The organism is Roseateles sp. GW821-FHT03B02, assembly GCF_059421025.1.
Map to the genome: position 1 here is coordinate 93,516 of NZ_JBWKUV010000011.1, position 22,505 is coordinate 116,020.

The window sequence follows — 22,505 nt, forward strand, 5'->3', positions numbered from 1 at the left end:
CGCCCGCAGGGCGGCTTTTCTTTTTTGCTCAAGGCCGGCCGGGCGTGCATTGCTGCACGTCTCGCTGGACGCCCCCCCGGTGATACTTGGACGGCGGTGCGGCGCCATGCTCAAAAAGATACCAGTCTCTGAAGTGACGATCGGGATGTACCTCCAGTCGTTGGAGGGGTCCTGGCTTTCGCATCCCTTCTGGAAAACCAAGTTCGTGCTGGCCGACACGGCCGACCTCGCCGCGCTGAAACGCAGTGGCGTGTCGGCGGTCTGGATCGACGTAAGCAAGGGTTGCGATGTTGCGGTGCCCGGCCCGGCGCCGGCCGAGTCGCCCAGGGTCGAAGTCGTGTCAGCGCCGGCCCCGGCGGCACCTGGCCCTGCGCAAGCCTCGCGCGAACCCGGCGCCCGTTTCGAGGACGAGGTGGGGCGCGCGGCCGAGGTATTGCACCGCTCCAAGCAGGCCGTCACGGCACTGTTCAACGAGGCGCGGCTGGGCAAGGCCATCGACTCCGAGGTCTGCCTGCCCATCGTCGGCGAGATCGCCTCGTCGCTTGCGCGCAACCCTTCGGCCTTCGTGAGCCTGGCCCGGCTCAAGACCAAGGACGACTACACCTACATGCACTCCGTCGCCGTCTGCGGCCTGATGGTGGCGCTGGCGCGCCACATGGGTCTGCCCGACGAGCAGGCCCGCGAGGCCGGGCTGGCGGGGCTGCTGCACGACGTCGGCAAGATGCTGATGCCGCTGGAGGTGCTGAACAAGCCCGGCTCCCTGACCGACGCCGAGTTCGCCGTGATGCGCGGCCACCCCGAGCGGGGCTGGGAACTGCTGAAGGACGGCGTCAAGGTGCCCGCGACGGCGCTGGACGTCTGCCTGCACCACCACGAGAAAATCGACGGCACAGGCTACCCGCACAAGCTCGCCGGCGACCAGATCAGCCTGATGGCGCGCATGGGCGCCGTCTGCGACGTCTACGACGCGATCACGTCCACGCGCCCCTACAAGGCCGCCTGGGACCCGGCGGGCTCGCTGCAGCGCATGTCGCAGTGGAAGGGACAGTTCGATCCCATCATCTTCCAGGCTTTCGTCAAGAGCGTGGGCATCTACCCGGTGGGTACGCTGGTGCGGCTGCAGTCGGGGCGCTTGGCCGTCGTCGTCGACCAGAACCCGGCATCCCTGGTCTCGCCGCGCATCAGGGTCTTCTTCTCGACCAAGTCCGGCATGCCCATTCCGGTGCAGCTCGTCGACCTGGCCGCGCCGGGCAGCACCGACCGCATCGTCGGCCGCGAGCCGCCCGAGAACTGGAACTTCGGCCACCTCGAAGATCTCTGGAATCCCGGCTCGGGGCGCTGACGAAGGGGCATTGCGGCCCCTCCTAAACTGCGCGCCATGCAGTTGGGAGAACAGCGATGAAGCGATGGATTGGCGTGGCCTTGTTGGCATGGGCCTGCGGAGCCGCGGCCCAGACCCTGCGCTGGGCCAGCCAGGGCGACCCGCAGACCATGGACCCGGATTCCCAGAACGAGAGCCTGACCAACATGGTCAACGGCCAGATCTACGAGCGGCTGACCAACCGCGACGCCCGATTGGCCCTGGTGCCGGGCCTGGCCGCCTCCTGGGCCCAGACCGGGCCGCTGAGCTGGCGCTTCAAGCTGCGCCCCGGTGTCAGGTTCCACGACGGCACGCCGCTGACGGCGGATGACGTCGTCTTCTCGGTGCAGCGCGCCAAGGAGCCGACCTCGCAGATCGCCGTCTGGGCCAACGCCGTGGGCACGCCGAAGAAGATCGATGACCTCACCGTCGACTTCCAGCTCGCCACCTTCAACCCGATCTTCCTGCAGCACATCGACCAGCTCTGGATCATGAGCCGCAAGTGGTGCGAGGCACACAAGGTCACCCGGCCGCTGGACTTCAAGAACAAGGAAGAGAGCTTCACGGCGCTGAACGCCAACGGCACCGGCCCCTTCATGCTGGCCAGCCGCCAGCCGGGCATCAAGACCGTCCTCAAGCGCAACCCGAACTGGTGGAACAAGGCGGAGGGCAATCTGCAGGAGGTGGTCTACACGCCCATCGCCACCGACGCCACGCGCCTGGCCGCCCTCGTCTCGGGCGAGATCGACTTCGTGCTGGACCCCGCGCCGCGCGACGTCGCCCGCCTGCGCAACACGGCCGGCGTCAAGGTCATCGAGGGGCCGGAGAACCGCCTCGTCTTCATTGGCATGGACCAGTCGCGCGACAAGCTGCTCTACGGCAGCGTGCCGGGCGACAGGAACCCTTTCAAGGACGTGCGCGTGCGCCGCGCGCTCTACCAGGCCATCGACATCGAAGCCATCCGCAGCAAGCTGATGAGCGGGCTGTCCGTGCCCACGGGCGCACTGACGCCCTCCGCCAACGCCTCCTTCGACGACCTGGCGCTGCAGACCCGCCTGCCGCACGACCTGGCCGCGGCACGCAGGCTGATGCAGGAGGCCGGCTTCGCCGATGGCTTCGAGGTCACGCTGGACTGCCCCAACAACCGCTACATCAACGACGAGGAGATCTGCACGGCGCTGGCCTCCATGTGGGCGCAGTTGAAGGTCAGGGTCAAGGTCAACGCCATGCCGCGGGTGCTGTACTTCCCCAAGCTGGAGAAGTACGACACCAGCCTTTACCTGTACGGCTGGGGCGGCTCGGTCACCGATGCCGAGAGCATCCTGACGCCGCTGTACCGCACGCGCGGCGACAAGGGCGTGGGCAACTACAACTTCGGCGGCTTCCGCAACGACCGTGCAGACGCGCTGGCCGCGCAGTCCAGCGTCGAGCCCGATGCGAAGAAGCGCGAGCAGCTCATCCGCGGCGCGCTGGCCGAGTTGCGCGAGCAGGTCAACGTCATCCCGCTGCATCGCCAGGTCGTACCCTGGGGGGCGCGTGCCAACGTCGCGGCGGTGCATCGCCCGGACAACTGGCTGGAACTCGCCTGGGTGACGATCAGCCGCTGAACTTGGCCCGCCCCTACCGGCTGCGCCGGCCCCACACGGGGCGCTCCGCGCGGCCCGGCAAAGCCGGTTCCGCGGGAGCCGCTCGGTAAAGCCCTAAGTTCGCCCAGTTTTCCGGCGAACGCGAACTTGTGCTCTGGGCAAACTCGTCGAGCCTAGATCCACGCCCGCGCCATGCTGTACCGCCTCGCTGCTTTTGCCCTTGTCCTGCTGCTCGCGTCCTGCGGAGGCGGGGGGGGCGGTGGTTCGGACTCGTCCACGCCCGCCACCCCGCCCACGCTGCGCGGCGTGGCCGCCACCGGCGCGCCCCTCGTCAATGCCACCGTCAGCGTCGTGGACGGCCAGGGCAAGTCCGTCGGCACGGCCACCACGCATGCCGCCGACGGCAGCTACAGCCTGACGCTGAACACCACCAGCCCCGCCGCGCCCCTCTTCATCCAGGCGCGCGGCATGGACGCCGCCGGCACGATGCAGGTGCTGCACTCGGCCGTGCCCGCCATCGGCGCCGCCATGGTCGGCCACGTCACGCCGCTGACCAATGCCGTCGTGGCCCTGGCGCTGGGCACGGAGCCCGCGCCCGTCTTCGCGGCCGCGGCCACCAGCGGTAGCCAGCTCACGCAGATGGCCACGGCCGCGCCGGCGGCCGCCACCTTTCTCAAGACCCTGGTCAAGACCCAGATCAGCGACCTGAAGATCACCGACGCCACGGCCTTCGATCCGCTGGCCGACTCGACCTTCGCCGCCAACAAGGGCGCCCATGACCTGCTCATCGAGAGCGTGCGAGTGGATCTGGCCCGCTCCCGGCTCAACGTGCCGGTGCTGCAGATCGGCAACAAGTTCCTCGCCGCGCCCACGGCCGAGGTCGTCGTCGAGCTGCCGACGGCGCAGACCGAGTTGCTGAAGGCCAGCGGCACGCCCGCCAACGCCATCACGTCTACGCTGAAGGCCTCCACCAGCGCGACGACGCTGCTGGGTACCTTGGCCGGCCTGGACGACCTTGGCGCCGCGCTCAACCAGCTCATCGCCCAGGGGCGCGACGTCAGCACCATCCTGACCCACTCCCTCGTCAGCGGCTACGACAAGCACAACGGCCGCGGCAAGGCCGACCTCGCCGCCATCCTGTCCACCTACACGACGGGCAACCGCCAGTTCGGCCGCTTCCAGCTGCTGGGCTGCGCCGACGACGCGCCGGCCGCCGGCAACTGCGCCAAGGTGCTGGTGGGCGCCGTCATCAGCGACTCGACCGGCACCGTCGTGGACCTCTTCAGCGATGCCGTCAGCTACAACAAGGCTGCCACGACGACCAACAAGTGGAACCTCGTCGGCAACGGCAAGAAGCTGGCCGTCGCCGTGCACCCGCTGGGCTTCCTGGCGCTGAACGCCGACGCCACGGCCAGCACCGCCGTGTCGCCCAACCCCGGCATCGGTCTGCAGGTGGAGATCCAGGCGCAGACGCCCGACCCCATCCCGGTCAACCCGCCGGTGCAGCTAATCAGCTCGGCCACCGTGCAGCTGCCCGGCGGCTTCAGCATCCCGTTCGGCTACTGCAACCGTCCGAACTTGTGCGTGTCCTCGACGCCGGGGGCCACCAACCTGATCCCCACCGGCGGCGTCGGCGACCTCGCCATCCAGCGTGCGGCCGTGGGCTGGATCGGCAGCGTGGACAGCGTGCGCGGCGCCAAGTACATCGCCAGCTACACCATCTCCGGCGTCGCCGAGACGCGCAACGCCTGGCTGCGTGCCGACGTCCTCGGCGATCCGGCCGCGGCCCGCTTCCCCGCCCTGGACGGCGTGGCGGCCGCCAGCCCGCTGTTTGCGGCCAACCTGCAGAGCGGCACGCTGAGCATCAACTGGGCCACCTGGGCCGCGGCCAACCCCGACCTGCGCCTCATCGAGATCAAGCGCGTCTTCACGCCCACAGCCGGCGGCTCGCCCACGGTGGTGGACACGGCGGCCCCCCTGCCGCCCAGGACCGCCGCCACGCTGAGCACGGCCTACACGCCGGCCGGCGCCGTCACGTCGGAGCTGTGGCTGCAGGCCATGGATTCCCAGGGCCGGCGCTTGCACACGCGCTACACCGCCAGGCCCTGAGTTCGTTGCCGCGCGTCACGGCGGCGCGGGCGGCTCGCGCTCCAGGCCGTCGCCGGTGTAGCGGTTGCCGGGGTTCCACAGCATCCAGCCATGGGTGCCCGCCGCGTCGGCGGCCTCGATCTGGCGCCGTATCTCGTGCTCGCCGAAGGCCCGCCGGTCGAAGGCGTAGTCGCGGAAGGCCTGCAGCCAGGGGCGGAACCGCGACCCCGGCAGCCCGGTGCGCTCGATGGCGCGCTGCAGGCTGTGCTGGACGATGTCGTAGGGCTCCGCCACCGGGTCCCGGTGGCCGGGAATGCCGAAGCTGAAACCCGAGGGGTAGAGCATGGGGGACAGGTAGTCGACGCGGGCAGCCACGGCCTCCAGCTGCTGGCCGATGTGCGTGTCGCCGCTGTTCCAGGCCACGTAGCCGAAGATGTCGGCGGCGATGAAGACGTTGTGGCGGGCCAGGCGCTCGCGGGCGGCGTCGAGAAACCCGGTGATCGCGGCGACGCGGCCCGCCTCGGTGTCGGGTTCGGCAAACGTCAGCCCGGTGGCGTCGGGAAAGCGCAGGTAGTCGAACTGGATCTCGTCGAAGCCGAGCCGCGCGGCCTCCTCGGCCAGCGCGAGGTTGCGTTCCCAGGCCTCGCGCCGGAAAGGATCGATCCAGGCCAGCCCTTCGCGGTCCCGCCAGACCTGGCCGCGGGCGTCGTGCACCGCCCAGGCCGGGTGGGCCATCGCGTAGGGCTCGTCCTTGAACGCGACGATGCGCGCGATAAGGTAGAGCCCGCGCCCGCGCAGGTCCTGCAGCAGGGCCGGCATGTCGCGCACGGTGACCAGGGGCTGCGGCAGGCCGGCAGCGGCCACGGCCGCACTGGCGTAGGGCACCAGGCCGCGGTCGCCCTTCACGTCGATGACCAGCGCGTTCAGTTCCGTCTGGCGGATCAGCGTCAGCGCTTCGCCGCGCAGCAGCGGGCTGCCGATGCCGTAGGCGGACAGGTACAGCGCCTTGGGCCGCACGGGCCGCAGCGCCACCGCCAGCGGTACGGCCGGCGCGACCTCGCCGCGATGCCTGGCATAGCCGGCCGCGCGCACCGTGACCGTCAGCGGCTCGCCCGTGGCGTCCAGCTCGAAGCGGCCCTGGCCATCGCTGCGCCCCATCTGCCCGCCGGCGACGATGAAGGCCTGGGGAACGGGCCGGCCCGTTTCGGCGTCGCGCACGATGCCGGTCACGGCGCCCGCCTGCGCCTTGCTGGCCAGCAGCGTGCAGGCCAGCAAGGCGCCCGCCAACCCGGCGCGCGGCCTCACACCTTGCGCGGGCGCACCCGCGCGCCGTCCGTCACCGCTGCCGCCGGGTAGAGGATGACGGCCGTGCCGGCGGCGGGGCGCCCCCGCACCCAGGCGTGCGTGCTGCTGCGCGCGGCCACGTCCACGGGCTGCAGCCGCGCGCGTTCGCCGTCCAGCACGAACACCGCCATGCCGGGCGCGTCGCTGCGGGGGAAGACGGCCGCCAGCGGCACCTGCAACGCGCGCGGCTCGGACAGCGCGACGACGCGTACGCCCACGCGATAGGCGTCGCCCAGCTGGCGCCACTGCTCGGCAGGACTCGTCAGGTCGATCAGCACCCGCACGCGCTGCTCCTCCACGCCCAGCGCCGACACCTTGGTGAAGGCACCCGGCTCGACCAGCCGCACCCGGCCGAGTAGCTCGCCGGGGCCGCCCCAGCGCTCGATGTGCGCGGCCTGCCCGGGCTTGAGCTTCACGGCTTCGGTCGTCAGATAGTCGGCGACGATCTCCATGCGCGCGGTGTCGCCAAGCTCCAGCAACGGCGCGCCCAGCGGCACGCTGGTTTCGCTGGCCTGCACCACCCGCAGCACGCGGCCGCCCACCGGCGCGCGCAGCAGGAATGCAGGGCTGCCGCCGCGCTGCGCAACGCCCAGGGCGGCACGCGCCTGTTCGACCTCGTGGCTGGCGACATGCTGTTCGGCCGAGGCGGCCTCGTGATCCTTCTGCGCCGCCAGCAGCGCCAGGCGGTCGGCCTCCAGCTTGGTGGGCGCGACGAAACCCTGCCGCGCCAGTTCCTCGCTGCGCCGGGCCTCGTTGCGCGCCTGCAGCACGGCCACCTTGGCGCCTTCAACGCGGGCGGCCGCGCGCTCCATGCCGGCCTGCGCCGCCTCCACCCGCGCGCGCAGCTCGCGCAGGCTGCGTTCGTCCAGCAGCGGCGACAGCGACGGCGTCAGCGTGGCAACGAGCTCACCCGCCGCCACCGTGTCGCCCTCGCGCAGCGCGATGCGGTCCAGCCGCCCGGCCAGCGGCGCCGACACGACGTAGCGGTCCCGCAGGCGGGTGCGCGCGTCCTCGTCCACGGTTGCCTCGAAGGGGCCTTCCTTGACCGGCGCCGTCTCCACCTCCAGCGGGCGCGGCGCGAACGCCCAGGCGATGGCCAGCAGGGCGGCGACGGTGACGCCGGCGAGGGCCAGCTGGGTCGAGGTTTTCATCTTTACTCCCTGGTCTTCAGCACGGCCACCATGTCGAGCCGGTCGATGCGGCGGCGCACGACGGCGCCGCTGGCGATGCCGGCCGCCACCACGCACAACGCGGCCCAGGCATAGGTGCGCGCGCGGATGACGACCGGAAAAAAGAACTGGTCCGACTTCAGCAGCTCCGAGATGGCATGGATCAGCGCCCAGCCCAGCACCATGCCCAGCGGCAGCGCGATGGCGATGGTGATGGCCATCTCGCCCAGCAGCATGGCCGACACCTCCGCGCGCGTGAAGCCCAGCACCCGCAGGCTGGCCAGCTCCCAACCGCGCTCGGCCAGCACGATGCGGGCATTGTTGTAGACCACGCCCACCGCGATGACGCTGGCGAACACCGTCAGGATGGTGCTCATGATGCGCACGTTGCGCGCGCTGATCTCCTGCATGTTGCGCACCATCGTGGCCTTGCTGAAGGCGCCGGCCACGCGCGGCAGCCGCTGCGTGGCAGCCAGCACCTCGGCCTCGCGGCCGCGCTCGACGGCCAGCACGTGGCCGCCGCCGAGGTCGCCGTCGCCCAGGATCTGGTTCAGCGCGTTGCGGTCGATGTAGGCGTTCAGGCCCATCATGTCGCGCACCGTGCCGCCGACCTGCAGCTCGACGCGGCGCGGCTCGCCCTCCAGCACCTCGATCCAGACGCGGTCGCCCGGCTTGACCTGAAGCTTGGCGGCCAGCCGGTCGGTCAGCAGCAGGCCGCGGCCTTCGAGCGGGATCTGGCGGTTGTCCACGTCGATGATCCGGTACAGCTCGGGCCGCGGCGCGAAGCCCCGCACCAGCACCCGCTCGTGCCTGTGCCCGAAGCTCATCGCCACGGGCACGAAGCGCGTCGTCTCCACGCCGGTGACCCCGGGCAGCCGAGCCAGCGCCAGGCGCGCGCTGGAGGCATCGCCGGGCTCGGCCGTCCACACCGTCATGTCGCCGCGCAGCGAAAGCGTGAACTGCGTGTCGATGATGGCCTCCATCGCATCGCGGAAATAATTGCCGAGGATGGTGATGGCCACGGCCGCGGCAACGCCGCCAATGGCCAGCGCTGCACGCAGCGGCCGGCGCTCCATGTTGCGCACGGTCATGCGCAGCGCCGGGCCCATGGCCTGCATGCCCAGGCGTTCGAGCAGGGTGCGCCGGTAGCGGCCGGGTGCGGGCGGGCGCATGGCCTCGGCGGGCGCCAGGCGCACCGTGGCGAGGATGGCGCTCAGCGTGCCGAGCACCGCAGTGCCCACGGTGATGGCGGCGCTGATGAGCACCAGCGGCGCGGCGAGCCGGTGCTCGAAGCGCGGGAAGTGGAAGAACTCGGCGTACAGGCGCGTCAAGGCGCCGCCCAGCCAGTCGCCCAGCGCCAGCCCCAGCAGCAGGCCGGCCGCCACGATGGCCAGCACCAGCTTGAGGTAGTGGGCGGCGATGCTCGCGTTCGGGTAGCCCAGCGCCTTCAACGCGGCGATCTGCTCGCGCTGCGTGCCGACGAGGCGCGTCACGACGACGTTGAGCAGGAAGGCCGCCACGCCAAGGAAGATTGCCGGCAGCACCGTGCCCAGCACGCGCTGCTCCTTGATCTCGTTGTCCAGCATCTGGTGTGACACCTGGTCCTCGCGGCCATGCACGTCGCGTCCGCCGTAGCGGGCCAGCTGGCGCGCCAGGCCCGCCATGGTGTCGTCCGCCGACGCACCGGGCGCGAGCTTCACGGCCACGCGGTTGAAGGCGCCCTGCATGTCGTAGGCGGCGGCCAACGCGTCGCGGTCCAGCCAGAACACGCCGAAGCCGCGCAGGTCGGGCATGCCCCAGAGGCCGGCAAAGATGTACTCGGGCGACAGCGCCGTGCCGACGATGCGCAGCCGGCGCTGCTTGCCGTTGACCAGGGCGTCCACCACGTCGCCCGGCCGCAGGCCGCGGGCCTGCGCGAAGCCCTCGTTGACCAGCGCCGGCAGCGACCCGTCCGTGCCGGCGTCGCCGAGCGCGTCCAGGCGCAGCCCGGCGCTGACGCTGACGAGGTTCATGCGCGGCGGCTGCCGGCGGTCCAGGCCGATGAGCTGCCCGATGATGGGGTCCGCCAGGCCGGGAATGGAGACGCGCACGGCGGCTTCCACGGTGGTCTGCACGTCGGCCACGCCGGGCACCTCGCGCAGGGCCGCCTCCAGGGCACGGGGCGCGCGCTTCACGCCGGCGAAGAGATCGGCGAAGCGGCCCTCGGCGTAGAAGCGGTCGCGCGCCAGCGCCAGCGAGTCCACCGCCGACAGGCTGGTCACGAAGCCGGCGATGCCGCTGGCCACGACGAGGGCGATGGTCAGCGCCTGGCTCCACATCTGGCGCAGGTCGCGCAGCAGCTTGCGGTCCAGTGCGCGCATCACCAGCTCAGCTCGGAGGGCGAGAGCCGCCGCGCGTTCGTCTCGATGCGCTGGATGCGGCCGTCGCCCAGGTAGATGACGCGGTCGGCCATGGCCGCGATGGCGGCGTTGTGCGTGATGACGATGGCCGTCGTGCCGATCTCGCGGTTGACGCGCGCAATCACCTCCAGCACCAGCTTGCCGGTCTGGTAGTCCAGCGCGCCGGTCGGCTCGTCGCACAGCAGCACCTCGGGGCGCTTGACGATGGCGCGCGCGATGGCGACGCGCTGCTGCTCGCCGCCCGACAGTTGCGACGGGAAGTGGTGCGCCCGCGGGGCCAGGCCGACAAGAGCGACCGCTTCGTCGGCCGGCATGGGGTCGCGGGCGATGTCGGTGACGAGGGCGACGTTCTCCCGCACCGTGAGGCTGGGGATGAGGTTGTAGAACTGGAAGACGAAGCCGACATGCTCCCGGCGGTAGGCGGTCAGCACGGCCTCGCTGGCGCCGTTCAGCGCCTGGCCGGCAAAGCTGATCTCGCCGGCGGTCGGCGTGTCCAGGCCGCCCAGGATGTTTAGCAGCGTCGACTTGCCGCTGCCGGAGGCTCCCAGCAGCACGATGAACTCGCCCCGCTGCACGTCGAGATCGACTTCCCGCAAGGCCTGCACCTCGACCTCGCCGGTGCGATAGGTCTTGCTCAGGCCCCGGGCCTGGAACAAGGGCGGGGCGGCGGGCTCAGCCGCCATGGGCGTCCCAGCCGGCCGCCTGGGGCGGCTTGCCTGTCTTGCGGACGGGGATGTCGAGGGGACGATGCATGGCTTCGCCATGTTGCTCGGTCGCGCGGCCAGCTGTCTTGCGCTGGGTCAAGTCACGCCGGTCCGGATGCATCTTGAGGTCCGTCACCGTGTCGGCGCCGCCGCTGCGGCCGTACTGGCGGAGGCTGTGAGATTCGAACTCACGGGCCGTTTGACCGGCCGACGGTTTTCAAGACCGTTGGGTTAAACCGCTCCCCCAAGCCTCCGTGGGACGCGCATTCTACGAGCCCGGGCGCTGCGCCTGCTCGCAGCCCACCTGGATGATCTCGCGCCGCGTGCCGTCCACGCGTGCCGCGGTCAGCCGGCCGCCCCAGATGCAGCCGGTGTCCAGGCCGAGCAGGCGAGGGCGGTCCAGCAGGCCCAGCGTCGACCAGTGGCCGAATGCGATGGACGTGTCCTCGGTCTGCCGGCCCGGCACGTCGAACCAGGGCATGAAGCCTTGCGGCGCGGCGCCGGCGCCGTCCTTGGTCTGGAAGTCCATGTCGCCGTCAGCGCTGCAGAAGCGCAGCCGGGTGAGGGCGTTGACGGTGAAGCGCAGCCGCGAGGCGCCGGTGAGGGCAGGGTCCCAGCGGGCCGGCTCGTTGCCGTACATGGCGCGCAGGAAGTCGGGCAGGTCGGGGCCGCGCAGCACGGCCTCGACCTCGGCCGCCACGGCCAGCGTGTCGTCACGGCTCCACTGCGGCGCCACGCCGGCGTGCACCATCAGCCAACCGGCCTCGAAGACGGCCATGCGCTGCTGGCGCAGCCAGTCGGTCAACGCGTCGCGGTCGGGGGCGGCGAGGATGTCGTCCAGCGTGTCGCCGCGGTGCGGGCGGCGCACGCCGTGGGCGGCGGCCAGCAGGTGCAGGTCGTGGTTGCCGAGCAGGCAGGTGGCCGCGCTGCCGAGCCGGATGAGCTTGCGCAGCGTGGCCAGCGACTGCGGCCCGCGGTTGACGAGGTCGCCGAGCAGCCAGAGCCGGTCGCGCGACGGGGAGAAATCGAGGCGTTGCAGCAGCCGCTCCAGCGCGTCGCAGCAGCCCTGGACGTCGCCGATCAGGTAATTCATGTCGTGATTGTCCCGGCCCCCGAGCGAGGGATCGCACGGTGGGTTTGGTCATGGCCTTCTGATAGTCTCCCGGGCTTCGTTTTTAACCGCGCGCCGCCTCGGGTTTTCCCTTGATCTGGCGCCTTCGATGGACACCGCTCTCGTTCTCTTCCTGATCGTTCTCAACGGACTTTTCGCAATGTCGGAGATGGCGCTGACCGCCAGCCGCAAGGCGAGACTGCAGGTGATGGTGGAAAGCGGCGAGGGTGGGGCGCAGGCCGCGATGGACCTGCACGACAACCCCACCAAGTTCCTGTCGACGGTGCAGATCGGCATCACGGGCATCGGGGTGCTGAACGGCATCGTCGGCGATGCGGCCTTCTCCGGCCCGCTGTCGGTCTGGCTGAGCCAGACCTTCGGCCTGCACCCGCACGCGACCGAGATCGCCGCGACGGCCCTGGTGGTCGTCATCATCACGTTGCTGACCATCGTCTTCGGCGAACTGGTGCCCAAGCGCGTCGGCCAGATCTACCCCGAGACCGTGGCGCGCCTCGTCGCGCCGACGATGAACTTCATCTCCATCGCCGCTCGGCCGCTGGTGCGTTTGCTGAGCGTGACGACCGAGGCGACGCTGGGGTTGCTAGGCCTGCGCAACAAGGGCCAGCGCGGCGTGACGGAAGAGGAGATCGCCGCCAGCCTGGAGGAAGGCCTGGACGCCGGGGTCATCGAGGAGCACGAGCACCAGATGGTGCGCAACGTGTTCCGCCTGGACGAGCGCCAGATCGGCTCGATGATGATCCCGCGCGCCGAGATCGCCTGGCTGGACGTGGACGCGACGCCGGCCGAGGTGCTGGCCGTGCTGCGCGAGCATGGCTTCAGCCGCTACCCGGTCTGTCGAGGCGGGCTCAACGAGGTGCTGGGCGTGGCCAACGCGCCGGCGCTGCTGGCCGGCATGCTGGAGGGCCAGGCGCTGGACCTGACGGCGGGCCTGGAGCCGCCGCTGTTCGTGCCCGAGACGCTGTCGGGCATGGAGTTGCTGGAACATTTCCGCGTGTCGGACGCGCCGCTGGTCTTCGTCGTCGATGAGTACGGCGAGGTGCAGGGCGTGATTGCCGTGCGCGACGTGCTGGAAGCCATCGCCGGGGAGTTCAATGCCCCGAGCGACGGCGACGCCTGGGCGGTGCAGCGCGAGGACGGGAGCTGGCTGATCGACGGCCTGATCCCCGTGCCCGAGCTGAAGGACCGCCTGGAGTTGAAGGAACTGCCCGAAGAGGACCGTGGGCGCTACAACACCCTGGCCGGCATGATCATGCTGCTGCTGGGGCGCTTGCCGCGCACGACCGATGTCGTGGAGTGGGACGCGTGGAGATTCGAGGTCGTGGACCTCGATGGCAAGCGTGTGGACAAAGTGCTGGTCAGTCGCCTGGCCGAACCTGGAGAGAAAGAATCATGAGCAACCCCCCGATGTACGGCGAACTGCTGCCGCTGGACCGCGAAGTCCACAAGAACCTGAAGCTGGACACCGACCAGGCCGTTGTCAGCCGCGTGGCCGACCAGAACTCGGTCTTCCTGGCCGCGGTCGAGTTCGGCGACGCCTGCAAGGAGTACCCCATCGTCTTCGTGCGCGCCGGCAATGCCGGCCCGGACAGCAAGCCCGCCGTGGCGCCGCTGGCCGTGCTGGGCCTGCGTTCGGGCTCGAACCTCTTCGTCGAGGGCGACAAGTGGACGGGCAGCTACGTGCCCGCCTATGTGCGCCGCTACCCCTTCGTGATGGCTCGCCTGGACGAGAGCTCCAGCAACATGGCCGTTTGCTACGACACCAAGTGGCCGGCCTTCAACGAGACCACCGGCGAGGCCCTGTTCAAGGACGGCCAGCCCACTGAGTTCCTGCTGAACGCCAAGGCCTTCCTCGAAAACTTCGAGCAGGAGGCCGAGCGCACCCGCCTGATCTGCAACCTGCTCGTCGAGATGGAGCTGCTGCAGGACATGCGCTTCGAGGCGACGCTGCCCAACGGCGAGAAGTTCGACGTCGAAGGCTTCCTGGCCCTGGACGAGAAGAAGTACGCCGAGCTGCCCGACGCCAAGGTGTTGGAGCTGCATCGCAACGGCCTGATTGCGCTGATCGAGATGCACCGCCTGTCGCTGACCAACATGAACCGCCTGGTGGGCAAGTACGCGGCCTGAGCCGTCCTCACCTGCGCATGAGGCCACGCATTGCGTGGCCTTTTTCTTGCTCCGTCGCCTACCGCATCATCGACCTATGCCCGCCCCAGGAGAGTTCCATGCAAGCACCGACTGACGACGACCGCCGCGACGATTTCGACCATGGCCTGGCGCGCCGCCGCGAGGTGCTGGGCGACGTCTGGGTGCGCCGCGCGACGCTGGATGCGACCGCCTTCAACGCCGATTTCCAGGACCTCATTACCCGCTACGCCTGGGATGCCGTCTGGACCCGTCCCGGCCTGCCCACCGAGACGCGCCGCCTGCTCGTGCTCGCCTTCACGATGGCCCTGGGCCGCTGGGAGGAGTTCGAGCTGCACTGCCGCGCGACGCTGGCGGCCGGCGTCGCGCCCGAAACCGTGCGCGAGGTTCTGATGCAGGGTGGCATCTATGCCGGCGTGCCGGCGGCCAACACGGCCTTCAAGCGCACGGCTGCCCTGCTGGCCGAACTGGGCATCAAGCCCGAGCCGGCGCCGCTGTTGAAGTCGGTGCGCGAGCGCCGCCACACCACGTTCAGCCAGCCGCAGCTGTCCGTCGTCCTGCAGGGCGACGGCGACAAGGTCCCGGTGCTGCTGGCCCATCCCCTGGGCCTGAGCGAAGCCATCTGGCAGGGCCTTGCCAGCCGCCTCGCCGCTCGCGGCCACCCGACGCTGCGCTACGACCTGCGCGGCCACGGACGCTCGCCCCGGCCCGGCGGCGACTGGGGCCTGGCCGAACTGGGCGAGGATGCCGCCCGGCTCGTCAACGAATGGGGGCGCGGCCCCGTCGTCATGCTCGGGCTGTCGCTCGGCGGCCTGGTGGCCCAACAGCTGGCGGCGACGCGGCCCGCGCTGCTGCGCGGCCTGGTGCTGGCGCATTGCGATGCCCACTACCCCGAGGCGGCGCGCGCTGCCTTCGACGCCCGCATCGAGGCGGTGCGCAGCCAGGGCATGGCGGCGGTCTCGGAAGCCGCGCTGGCGCGCTACCTGAACCCGGCGCTGCGCGAGGCCAGCCCCGAGGTGGAGGCCCTGCTGCGGCACATCCTGCTGGCCCAGGACCCGGCAGCCTATGCCCAGGCCTGCGCCGCCGTGCGCGACGCCGACCTGCGTGGCGCCCTGGCCGGCTGGGCGGGCCCCACCCTCGTCATCGGCGGTGCACTGGATGGCGGCGTGCCGCCCGACCGCCTCGCCGCGCTGGCAGCCTCCATCCCCCAGGCCCGGCTTTGCATGCTGGACCAGGCCTCGCATCTGGGCCCTGTGGAGCAACCCACCACGTTCGAGGCCGCCGTTGTCGCCTTTTTGGGTGACGTGCAAACCCACGTCTGACTTGAAATTAGATGTATCGGTCTGTGAGCGGCGCTGAAATGGGTCGTTTCACTCCCTAGACTCCGCCCCTCGGCGCGTTGGGCGCCAAGGATGCTGTCAATGATCCCAAGCTTCTTCGAAGAAAGCCGCCGCACACCGCTCAACCCCCATGGCGGCCCGCCGCTGGAGTTGGACAGCGATTTCGGCTCGCTGGACGGCGATGCCTACGACCTGGTCGAGCGTCGCTACGGGGATCGTGGCCTGGCCGTCGCCAAGGAGCGCTACAGCAGCCGCAACGAGGCCGGCGACATCGTCTGCACGGCCCGCAACGGCGAGCAGATCGTCGGCACGCTGTCGGTGCGCTTTGATGGCAAGGGCGGCCTGCATGCCGATCAGCTGTTCGAGGCCGAACTGGCCGAATGGCGGGCCGCAGGCGTCAAGCTCTGCGAATTCGGCAGCCTGGCCGTCGACCGGCATTCCCACAATGCCAAGCGCGTGCTGGCGCAGATCTTCCACCTCGGCTACCTGCACGCCCACCGCAAGGCCCGCTGCGAGCGCCTCATCATCGAGGTCAACCCGCGCCATGTCGCCTTCTATCGCCGCTATCTGGGCCTGCTGCCCTTCACGACGGCTCGCCACAATCCGCGCGTGAACGCGCCTGCCGTGCTGATGAGCATCGATTTCGCGACGGTGCGCGAGCAGATCGCGCTGTGGGGCGGGCGCCCGGAGGTACTGACCCAGGCGCGCTGCCTCTACCCCTTGGCGTGGGACGAGGCCACCGAGGCCGCCATGCTGGCCAAGCTGCCCTGAGCGGACGTCCGCGCCCGCTTCAGAGCGCCATCGTCAGCAGCATCACCAGCGCCGCCACGCCCATCACGGCGGTGGCGAGCCAGCCCAGGATCTCCATCCGCCTGGGCACGACGAACCTGCCCATCAGCGCCCGTGAGCGTCCGATGACGAGCATGAGGGCCATGATGGGCACGGCGATCACGCCGTTGATGACGGCGCTCCACACCAGCGCCGACATCGCGTCCACCTGGAGCAGGCTGAGGCCGGTGCCCAGCAGCGTCGCGGCGAGGATGATGGCGTAAAAGCCGCGCGCGTCCTGGAAGCGCCTGGACAGGCCGGCGCGCCAGCCGAAGATCTCGCTGACTGCATAGGCAGCCGAGCCTGCCAGCACCGGGATGGCCAGCAGCCCCGTGCCGATGATGCCCAGACTGAAGACGGCGAAGGCGAAGTCGCCCGCGATAGGCTGCAGTGCCGCGGCGGCGTCAGCGGACGATTTCACATCGGCCTGCCCCTGCAGGTTGAGTGCCACGGCCGTCGACAACATGATGCACAGCGCGATGCCGTTGGAGAACAGCATGCCGACGAAGGTGTCCTGGCGGATGTATCTCAGATGCGCCTTCATGCGGCTGGGGCGGTGGCGCTGCTGATCGACCGCGGGCCGGCATTTCTGGTCTTCGACTTCCTGGGTGGCCTGCCAGAAGAAGAGATAGGGCGAGATGGTCGTGCCCAGCAGGGCCACGACCATGGCCGCGTAGTCCCTGGCCGAGCCACCGCCCAGATGGCGCCATGGCGCCGCGGCCTCCGACAGTGCCCGCGTCCAGGGCACCTGGATGACCAGCACCACGGCGACGTAGGAGAACAGCACCAGGGTCAGGTATTTGAGGATGCGCACGGTGCGCTCGTAGGAGACATAGACCTGGGCCGCGGCAGACAGTCCGCCGAAGGCGACGACATAGACCCACTGCGGGCCGTGAACGAGAAGCCGGGTGGCCTCGGCCATGGCGGACACGTCGGCAGCGATGTTGATCGTGTTGGCAACCACCAGCAGCAGCACGACCGCAGCCGCAAGCCAGCGCGGACAGACTCGCGCGATATTGGCCGCCAGCCCCTGGCCGGTGATGTAGCCGATGCGGGCAGACACCATCTGCACCGCGATCATCAGCGGCGTGGTCAGCAGCAGCGCCCAGATCAGCCCGAAGCGGAACTGGGCGCCGGCCTGGCTGTAGGTGGCGATGCCGCTGGGGTCGTCATCCGCCGCACCGGTGATGAGCCCGGGCCCCAGGCGCTTCAGCACGTTGCCGTCGTCCTCCGCAGGAGGCCTAGACGAGGGCTTGCGCCCTGGTTTCGAGGCTGGTCTGGCGGACTTCGTCATGAAGCCGCAGTCTTGCAGAAAGCAGCCTCGCGCCTCGACAATTTGATAGGAGCTACGTTCTAGCTACAGAAAAAGCCAGTTGACCTTTCGATCAACTGGCTTTTGAGAGTGGTGCCGGCAAGAGGAGTCGAACCCCCGACCTTCGCATTACGAATGCGCTGCTCTACCAACTGAGCTATGCCGGCTGATGCGCTGCCGGGCAGCGCGTCAAGCCCGCCATTATAGCGACTATTTTCGAGGTTCGTCGCGGTGGTACGCCGTGATGCGTTCGACCTCGTTCTTGGAGCCCAGGGCAACGGCCACGCGCTCGTGCAGTTTGGTGGGCTGCAGGTTCATGATGCGCTCGGCGCCGTTGGTGGCTGCGCCACCGGCCTGTTCGACGATGAAGGCCATGGGGTTGGCCTCGTACATCAGCCGCAGCTTGCCAGGCTTGTCGGGCTCGCGCTGGTCCCACGGGTAGATGAAGACGCCGCCGCGCGTGAGGATGCGGTGCACGTCGGCCACCATGCTGGCCACCCAGCGCATGTTGAAGTCCTTGGCGCGCGGGCCGGTGGAGCCGGCCAGGCATTCGTCGATGTAGCGGCGCATCGGCGGCGCCCAGTGGCGCATGTTGGACATGTTGATCGCGAATTCCTTGGTGTCCTCGGGAATGCGCACCTGGTCCTGCGTCAACACCCACGAACCCGTCTCGCGGTCCAGCGTGAAGACGGCCACGCCGTCGCCCACCGTCAGCACCAGCATGCTCTGCGGGCCGTAGACGCAGTAGCCGGCCGCAGCCTGCTGCTTGCCGGGCTGCAGGAAGTCGTCCTCGCTGACGCCGCGCGAGTGGCCCACCTTGCGCAGCACGCTGAAGATGGTGCCGATGGAGACGTTGACGTCGATGTTGCTGGAGCCGTCCAGCGGATCGAACAGCAGCAGGTATTCGCCCTGAGGGTAGCGGTTGGGCACGACGTAGATGCCGTCCATCTCCTCGCTGGCCATGGCGGCGAGGTGGCCGCCCCATTCGTTGGCTTCGATCAGCACTTCGTTGGCGATGATGTCGAGCTTCTTCTGCACCTCGCCCTGCACGTTCTCACTGCCGGCGGTGCCGAGCACGTCACCCAGGGCGCCCTTGTTGACGGCGATGGCGATGCGCTTGCAGGCGCGTGCGACCACCTCGATCAGCAGGCGTAACTCCTGCGGGATGTGGCCGTGCTCGCGCTGCTGCTCGACGAGGTATTGGGTCAGGCTGGTCTGGCGGGACATCACTCAGCCTCCCGACGCCAGGGCGCGCTCGACGATCTCGCGCACGTCGCTGGAGAGGTCGGGCTTGGCCGCCACGCGCGCCACGGCCTCGCGGGCCGCCGTGCGGTAGGGCTCGGCGAGGACGGCCCAGCGGTCCATCGCGCGGGCGATGCGACTGGCGAGCTGTGGGTTGATGGCGTCGATGGCCAGCACCTGCTCGGCCCAGAACACATAGCCCGCCGCGTCGGCGCGGTGGAAGGCGGCCGGGTTGAACATGCACAGCGAGGCCAGCACGCTGCGGGCCCGGTTGGGGTTCTTCAGGCTGAAGTCCGGGTGCTTGAGCAGGGACTTGGCGCGCGTGAACACGCGGCCGTCGGTCTCGGGCGCACGAGCCTGCAGGGCGAACCACTTGTCCACGACGAGGGCATCGTCCTTGAACAGCGCGTGGAAGCGTTCCAGCGCCGGCACGGCGAGCTCGGCGTTCGCGTTGACGAGCGCGGCCAGGGCGCCCAGGCGCTCCGTCATGTTGGACGCGTCCTTGAAACGCTGGTAGGCCTTGCCCGGCCACACGGTGTCGCCGGTCGTCTGCGCGTCCAGCACGAGCATGGACAGCGCCAGATTGGCCAGGGCCCGCTTGCCCGATGAGACCGGATCGGGCGTGTAGCCGCCCTGGATCTGGTGAGCCTCGAAGGCGGCGGCCCAGTCGCTGCGCAGCGCGCTGGCGAGCTGGGCCTGGGCGGTCATGACGGCGGCGTGGATGGCCTGCGGGTCCACCACGTCGAGCTGCTCGGCGATGTAGCTCTCGCCCGGCAGCGTCAGCGCCAGCTCCTTGAAGGCGGGGTCCAGCTCGGGGTGGTTGAGCACGCCGCGCATCGCTTCGATGAAGGCGGGGCTCAGCACCAGTGGCTGGCCGGCGCGCAGCGCCGACAGGATGCGGTTCAGCGCCAGGCGCTGGCCGGCTTCCCAGCGGTTGAAAGGGTCGCTGTCGTGGCGCATCAGCACGAGCAGGCCGGCGTCGGACAGGCCGTCGTCCAGCACGACGGGCGCCGAGAAGCCGCGCAGCAGCGAGGGCACGGGTTCGCTGTCAATGTTCTCGAAGACGAAGGTCTGCTCGGCCTGGTCCAGCACCAGCACCTGCTCGGTGTCGCTGGCAGCGTTCAGCGGCAGGGCTGCGCCGTGGCGGTCCAGCAGGCCCATCACGATGGGGATGACCTGGGGCTGCTTGTCGCTCTGGCCGGGCGTGGCGGGCGTGTGCTGGGTGAAGCGCAGCGTGAAGGTGCGGGAGGCGGCGTCATGCTCGCCGCGGGCGGTCACGCGCGGCGTGCCGGCTTGCGAGTACCAGCGCTTGAAGGCGTCCAGGCGCGTCGTCAGCTGCGAGCCGGGGTTGGCGTCGGCGATGGCCTGCGCGAAGTCGTCGCAGGTCACGGCCTGGCCGTCGTGGCGATCGAAGTAGAGCTTCATGCCCGCCTCGAAGCCCTGGCGGCCGACCAGGGTCTGGTACATGCGGACGACTTCCGAACCCTTCTCGTAGACGGTGGCGGTGTAGAAATTGTTGATCTCGCTGTAGCTGTCCGGGCGCACCGGGTGGGCCATGGCGCCGCTGTCCTCGGGGAACTGCATGGCGCGCAGCTGGCGCACGTCCTGGATGCGGCAGACGGCGCGTGCCGACGGCGTGCCGGCCATGTCCATCGAGAACTCCTGGTCGCGGAAGACGGTCAGGCCCTCCTTCAGCGACAGCTGGAACCAGTCGCGGCAGGTCACGCGGTTGCCGGTCCAGTTGTGGAAGTACTCGTGGGCGACGATGGACTCGATGCGGTTGAAGTCGGCGTCGGTCGCGGTGGCGGGCGAGGCCAGCAGGGCGCTGGTGTTGAAGATGTTCAGGCCCTTGTTCTCCATCGCGCCCATGTTGAAGTCGGACACGCCGACCACCATGAAGCGCTCCAGGTCCAGCGGCAGGCCGAAGCGGGCCTCGTCCCAGACGATGGAGGCGATCAGCGAGTTCATCGCATGCTCGGTCTTCTCGAGGTCGCCACGGCGGACATAGACCTGCAGCAGGTGGTCCTTGCCGGCGCGGGTGCGCACGCGCTGCTCGCGCGCGACCAGGTCACCGGCCACGACGGCGAACAGGTAGCTGGGCTTGGGGAAGGGATCGCTCCAGACAGCGAAGTGGCGACCGTTCTCAAGCAGGCCGCTGTCGGTCAGGTTGCCATTGGCCAGCAGGATGGGGAAGCGGGCCTTGTCGGCGCGCAGCGTGACCGTGTAGACGGCCATCACGTCCGGGCGGTCCAGGAAGTAGGTGATGCGGCGGAAGCCTTCGGCCTCGCACTGCGTGAAGAAGCTGCCGCCTGAGGTGTAGAGGCCGGAGAGGGCCGTGTTTTTCTCGGGGCAGCAGGTGTTGCGGATCTCCAGCGCGAAGTCGGCATCCGGCGCGCCTTCGATGATCAGCTCGTGCCCTTCCTGGCGGAAGGAGACGCTGGCGCCGTCGATCAGCACGCGCAGCAGGTTCAGTTCCTCGCCGTGCAGGCGCAGCGGGCCGTGGGGGACGGCGCGGTTGCGCTCGATCTGCATCCTGCTGGTGACCAGGGTCTTGGCGGGGTCAAGGTCGAACGTCAGGTCGACCTTGCGGATCCAAAACGCCGGCTGCTGGTAGTCCAGGCGTTGGATCAGGGTGGCGGTGCCTTCACGCATGAGGGGCTTCCTTGGGGTGAGGAAAAAGCAGGGCCGCCGCGGCGGCAGGAAAGAGAAGAGGCCGTGCTGGCGGCCCCCGGGGGGCGTCAGACGCCTTGCTTGAGGGACTCGGTGATGAACGGGTCGAGGTCGCCGTCCAGCACCTTCTGCGTCGCCGAGGTCTCGTAGTTGGTGCGCAGGTCCTTGATGCGGCTCTGGTCCAGCACGTAGGAGCGGATCTGGTGACCCCAGCCGACGTCGGTCTTGGTGTCTTCCAGCTTCTGCTGTTCTTCCATGCGCTTCTTCATCTCATGGTCGTAAAGCCGCGAGCGCAGCCGGCGCCAGGCGACGTCGCGGTTGCTGTGCTGGCTACGGCCGTCCTGGCATTGCACGACGATGCCGGTCGGGATGTGCGTCAGGCGCACGGCCGAATCGGTCTTGTTGATGTGCTGGCCGCCGGCACCCGAGGCGCGGAAGGTGTCGGTGCGCACATCGGCCGGGTTGATGTCGATCTCGATCGAGTCATCCACCTCGGGGTAGACGAACAGCGACGCAAACGACGTGTGGCGGCCGCCGGAGGAGTCGAAGGGCGACTTGCGCACCAGGCGGTGCACGCCTGTCTCGGTGCGCAGCAGGCCGAAGGCGTACTCGCCCTCCACCTTGATCGTCGCGCTCTTGATGCCGGCCACGTCGCCGGGCGTCTCGTCTTCCAGCGTGGCCTTGAAGCCCTTGCGCTCGCAGTACTTCAGGTACTGGCGCAGCAGCATGCCGGCCCAGTCGCAGGCCTCGGTGCCGCCGGCGCCGGCCTGGATGTCGATGAAGCAGTTGCTCGGGTCGGCCGGGTTGTTGAACATGCGGCGGAACTCGAGTTCCTCGACCTTGGCCTGCAGCGTGGCCGCGTCGGCCTCGATGGCCAGCATGCCGGCCTCGTCGCCTTCCTCCTTGCTCATCTCGAAGAGCTCGGCGTTGTCCGCCAGCGAGGTCGTCAGATGCGTGATCGTCTCGACCACGACTTCCAGCGTGCGCTTTTCCTTGCCTAGTTCCTGGGCCCGCTTGGGGTCGTTCCAGACGTTGGGGTTCTCCAGCGACGCGTTGACTTCGTTCAGGCGCAGGGCTTTGCGATCGAAGTCAAAGATACCCCCTTAGCGCGTCGGTGCGCGCTGCGAGGTCGGCGAGGCTGTTGCCGATTTGGTTGATGTGTTCGATGTCCATGTCAGGGCACGTCTTG

17 protein-coding genes and 2 tRNA genes are annotated in these 22,505 nt (G+C 69.6%); 7 read left to right on the plus strand and 12 right to left on the minus strand.

Going from position 1 to position 22,505, the window contains the following annotated elements:
* The first annotated feature begins 106 nt into the window (after nucleotides 1–106).
* The 3 genes from AC07VX_RS24420 to AC07VX_RS24430 all read left to right on the plus strand — a co-directional run bounded on the left by AC07VX_RS24420 (nucleotide 107) and on the right by AC07VX_RS24430 (nucleotide 5,055).
* A complete protein-coding gene (locus tag AC07VX_RS24420) occupies nucleotides 107–1,342 on the plus strand; it encodes a cyclic di-GMP phosphodiesterase (protein ID WP_493166782.1) in 1,236 nt (411 codons plus the stop codon).
* A 56-nt stretch (nucleotides 1,343–1,398) separates the two neighbouring features.
* Complete coding sequence (locus AC07VX_RS24425) at nucleotides 1,399–2,967, plus strand: ABC transporter substrate-binding protein (protein ID WP_493166783.1); 1,569 nt, start codon at nucleotides 1,399–1,401, stop codon at nucleotides 2,965–2,967.
* A gap of 171 nt (nucleotides 2,968–3,138) precedes the next feature.
* A complete protein-coding gene (locus tag AC07VX_RS24430) occupies nucleotides 3,139–5,055 on the plus strand; it encodes a hypothetical protein (protein ID WP_493166784.1) in 1,917 nt (638 codons plus the stop codon).
* Between the two features lie 15 nt (nucleotides 5,056–5,070).
* On the opposite strand, the gene AC07VX_RS24435 is transcribed toward AC07VX_RS24430, so the two are convergent.
* The 7 genes from AC07VX_RS24435 to AC07VX_RS24465 form a co-directional block, all read right to left on the minus strand.
* Nucleotides 5,071–6,339: a putative glycoside hydrolase gene (locus AC07VX_RS24435; RefSeq protein WP_493166785.1), complete on the minus strand. Its 1,269-nt coding sequence runs from the start codon at nucleotides 6,337–6,339 to the stop codon at nucleotides 5,071–5,073.
* A complete protein-coding gene (locus AC07VX_RS24440) occupies nucleotides 6,336–7,529 on the minus strand; it encodes an efflux RND transporter periplasmic adaptor subunit (protein ID WP_493166786.1) in 1,194 nt (397 codons plus the stop codon). Before AC07VX_RS24440 ends, AC07VX_RS24435 begins: the two co-directional genes overlap by 4 nt.
* Nucleotides 7,530–7,531: 2 nt before the next feature.
* On the minus strand, nucleotides 7,532–9,907 hold the full coding sequence (locus tag AC07VX_RS24445; RefSeq protein ID WP_493166787.1) for an ABC transporter permease: 2,376 nt from the start codon (nucleotides 9,905–9,907) through the stop codon (nucleotides 7,532–7,534).
* A complete protein-coding gene (locus AC07VX_RS24450; protein ID WP_493166788.1) occupies nucleotides 9,907–10,629 on the minus strand; it encodes an ABC transporter ATP-binding protein in 723 nt (240 codons plus the stop codon). Before AC07VX_RS24450 ends, AC07VX_RS24445 begins: the two co-directional genes overlap by 1 nt.
* Entirely contained in the window at nucleotides 10,619–10,786 is a 168-nt protein-coding gene (locus AC07VX_RS24455) for a hypothetical protein (protein ID WP_493166789.1), read from the minus strand. Before AC07VX_RS24455 ends, AC07VX_RS24450 begins: the two co-directional genes overlap by 11 nt.
* Before the next feature lie 28 nt (nucleotides 10,787–10,814).
* A tRNA-Ser gene (locus tag AC07VX_RS24460) sits at nucleotides 10,815–10,904 on the minus strand.
* A 14-nt stretch (nucleotides 10,905–10,918) separates the two neighbouring features.
* Nucleotides 10,919–11,743, minus strand: a complete 825-nt coding sequence (locus AC07VX_RS24465) for a symmetrical bis(5'-nucleosyl)-tetraphosphatase (protein WP_493166790.1) — start codon at nucleotides 11,741–11,743, stop codon at nucleotides 10,919–10,921.
* A 127-nt stretch (nucleotides 11,744–11,870) separates the two neighbouring features.
* On the opposite strand from AC07VX_RS24465, the gene AC07VX_RS24470 reads away from it, so the two are divergent.
* From AC07VX_RS24470 to AC07VX_RS24485, 4 genes are all read left to right on the plus strand, one after another.
* Nucleotides 11,871–13,175, plus strand: a complete 1,305-nt coding sequence (locus AC07VX_RS24470) for a hemolysin family protein (protein ID WP_493166791.1) — start codon at nucleotides 11,871–11,873, stop codon at nucleotides 13,173–13,175.
* Entirely contained in the window at nucleotides 13,172–13,906 is a 735-nt protein-coding gene (locus tag AC07VX_RS24475) for a SapC family protein (protein ID WP_493166792.1), read from the plus strand. The genes AC07VX_RS24470 and AC07VX_RS24475 overlap by 4 nt, the downstream gene beginning before the upstream one ends.
* 98 nt (nucleotides 13,907–14,004) lie before the next feature.
* Nucleotides 14,005–15,246 carry a bifunctional 4-carboxymuconolactone decarboxylase/3-oxoadipate enol-lactonase PcaCD gene (gene pcaCD / locus AC07VX_RS24480; protein WP_493166793.1) on the plus strand — a complete coding sequence of 414 codons (1,242 nt, stop codon included), beginning with the start codon at nucleotides 14,005–14,007 and terminating at the stop codon, nucleotides 15,244–15,246.
* A gap of 99 nt (nucleotides 15,247–15,345) precedes the next feature.
* Nucleotides 15,346–16,035 (plus strand): N-acyl amino acid synthase FeeM domain-containing protein, encoded by a 690-nt coding sequence (locus AC07VX_RS24485; protein WP_493166794.1) that lies wholly within the window; start codon nucleotides 15,346–15,348, stop codon nucleotides 16,033–16,035.
* Nucleotides 16,036–16,054: 19 nt separating this feature from the next.
* Here AC07VX_RS24485 and AC07VX_RS24490 read toward each other — a convergent pair whose 3' ends face one another.
* The 5 genes from AC07VX_RS24490 to prfB all read right to left on the minus strand — a co-directional run bounded on the left by AC07VX_RS24490 (nucleotide 16,055) and on the right by prfB (nucleotide 22,489).
* On the minus strand, nucleotides 16,055–17,308 hold the full coding sequence (locus AC07VX_RS24490) for an NRAMP family divalent metal transporter (RefSeq protein ID WP_493166795.1): 1,254 nt from the start codon (nucleotides 17,306–17,308) through the stop codon (nucleotides 16,055–16,057).
* A gap of 187 nt (nucleotides 17,309–17,495) precedes the next feature.
* A tRNA-Thr gene (locus AC07VX_RS24495) sits at nucleotides 17,496–17,571 on the minus strand.
* A gap of 43 nt (nucleotides 17,572–17,614) precedes the next feature.
* Complete coding sequence (locus tag AC07VX_RS24500; RefSeq protein ID WP_493166796.1) at nucleotides 17,615–18,631, minus strand: class 1 fructose-bisphosphatase; 1,017 nt, start codon at nucleotides 18,629–18,631, stop codon at nucleotides 17,615–17,617.
* Between the two features lie 3 nt (nucleotides 18,632–18,634).
* Nucleotides 18,635–21,298 (minus strand): aminopeptidase N, encoded by a 2,664-nt coding sequence (gene pepN / locus AC07VX_RS24505; protein WP_493166797.1) that lies wholly within the window; start codon nucleotides 21,296–21,298, stop codon nucleotides 18,635–18,637.
* An 86-nt stretch (nucleotides 21,299–21,384) separates the two neighbouring features.
* A protein-coding gene (prfB, locus tag AC07VX_RS24510) for a peptide chain release factor 2 (RefSeq protein ID WP_493166798.1) occupies nucleotides 21,385–22,489 on the minus strand; the annotation gives its coding sequence in 2 pieces (ribosomal slippage) (nucleotides 21,385–22,407 and nucleotides 22,409–22,489; 1,104 coding nt in all).
* Between the last annotated feature and the right edge of the window lie 16 nt (nucleotides 22,490–22,505).

Bases quoted from the DNA above. Each gene is read 5' to 3' on its own strand.
- AC07VX_RS24420 (WP_493166782.1), top strand. From the start codon at position 107: ATGCTCAAAAAGATACCAGTCTCTGAAGTGACGATCGGGATGTACCTC.
- AC07VX_RS24425 (WP_493166783.1), top strand. From the start codon at position 1,399: ATGAAGCGATGGATTGGCGTGGCCTTGTTGGCATGGGCCTGCGGAGCC.
- AC07VX_RS24430 (WP_493166784.1), top strand. From the start codon at position 3,139: ATGCTGTACCGCCTCGCTGCTTTTGCCCTTGTCCTGCTGCTCGCGTCC.
- AC07VX_RS24440 (WP_493166786.1), bottom strand. From the start codon at position 7,529: ATGAAAACCTCGACCCAGCTGGCCCTCGCCGGCGTCACCGTCGCCGCC.
- AC07VX_RS24445 (WP_493166787.1), bottom strand. From the start codon at position 9,907: ATGCGCGCACTGGACCGCAAGCTGCTGCGCGACCTGCGCCAGATGTGG.
- AC07VX_RS24450 (WP_493166788.1), bottom strand. From the start codon at position 10,629: ATGGCGGCTGAGCCCGCCGCCCCGCCCTTGTTCCAGGCCCGGGGCCTG.
- AC07VX_RS24465 (WP_493166790.1), bottom strand. From the start codon at position 11,743: ATGAATTACCTGATCGGCGACGTCCAGGGCTGCTGCGACGCGCTGGAG.
- AC07VX_RS24470 (WP_493166791.1), top strand. From the start codon at position 11,871: ATGGACACCGCTCTCGTTCTCTTCCTGATCGTTCTCAACGGACTTTTC.
- AC07VX_RS24475 (WP_493166792.1), top strand. From the start codon at position 13,172: ATGAGCAACCCCCCGATGTACGGCGAACTGCTGCCGCTGGACCGCGAA.
- pcaCD (WP_493166793.1), top strand. From the start codon at position 14,005: ATGCAAGCACCGACTGACGACGACCGCCGCGACGATTTCGACCATGGC.
- AC07VX_RS24485 (WP_493166794.1), top strand. From the start codon at position 15,346: ATGATCCCAAGCTTCTTCGAAGAAAGCCGCCGCACACCGCTCAACCCC.
- AC07VX_RS24500 (WP_493166796.1), bottom strand. From the start codon at position 18,631: ATGTCCCGCCAGACCAGCCTGACCCAATACCTCGTCGAGCAGCAGCGC.
- pepN (WP_493166797.1), bottom strand. From the start codon at position 21,298: ATGCGTGAAGGCACCGCCACCCTGATCCAACGCCTGGACTACCAGCAG.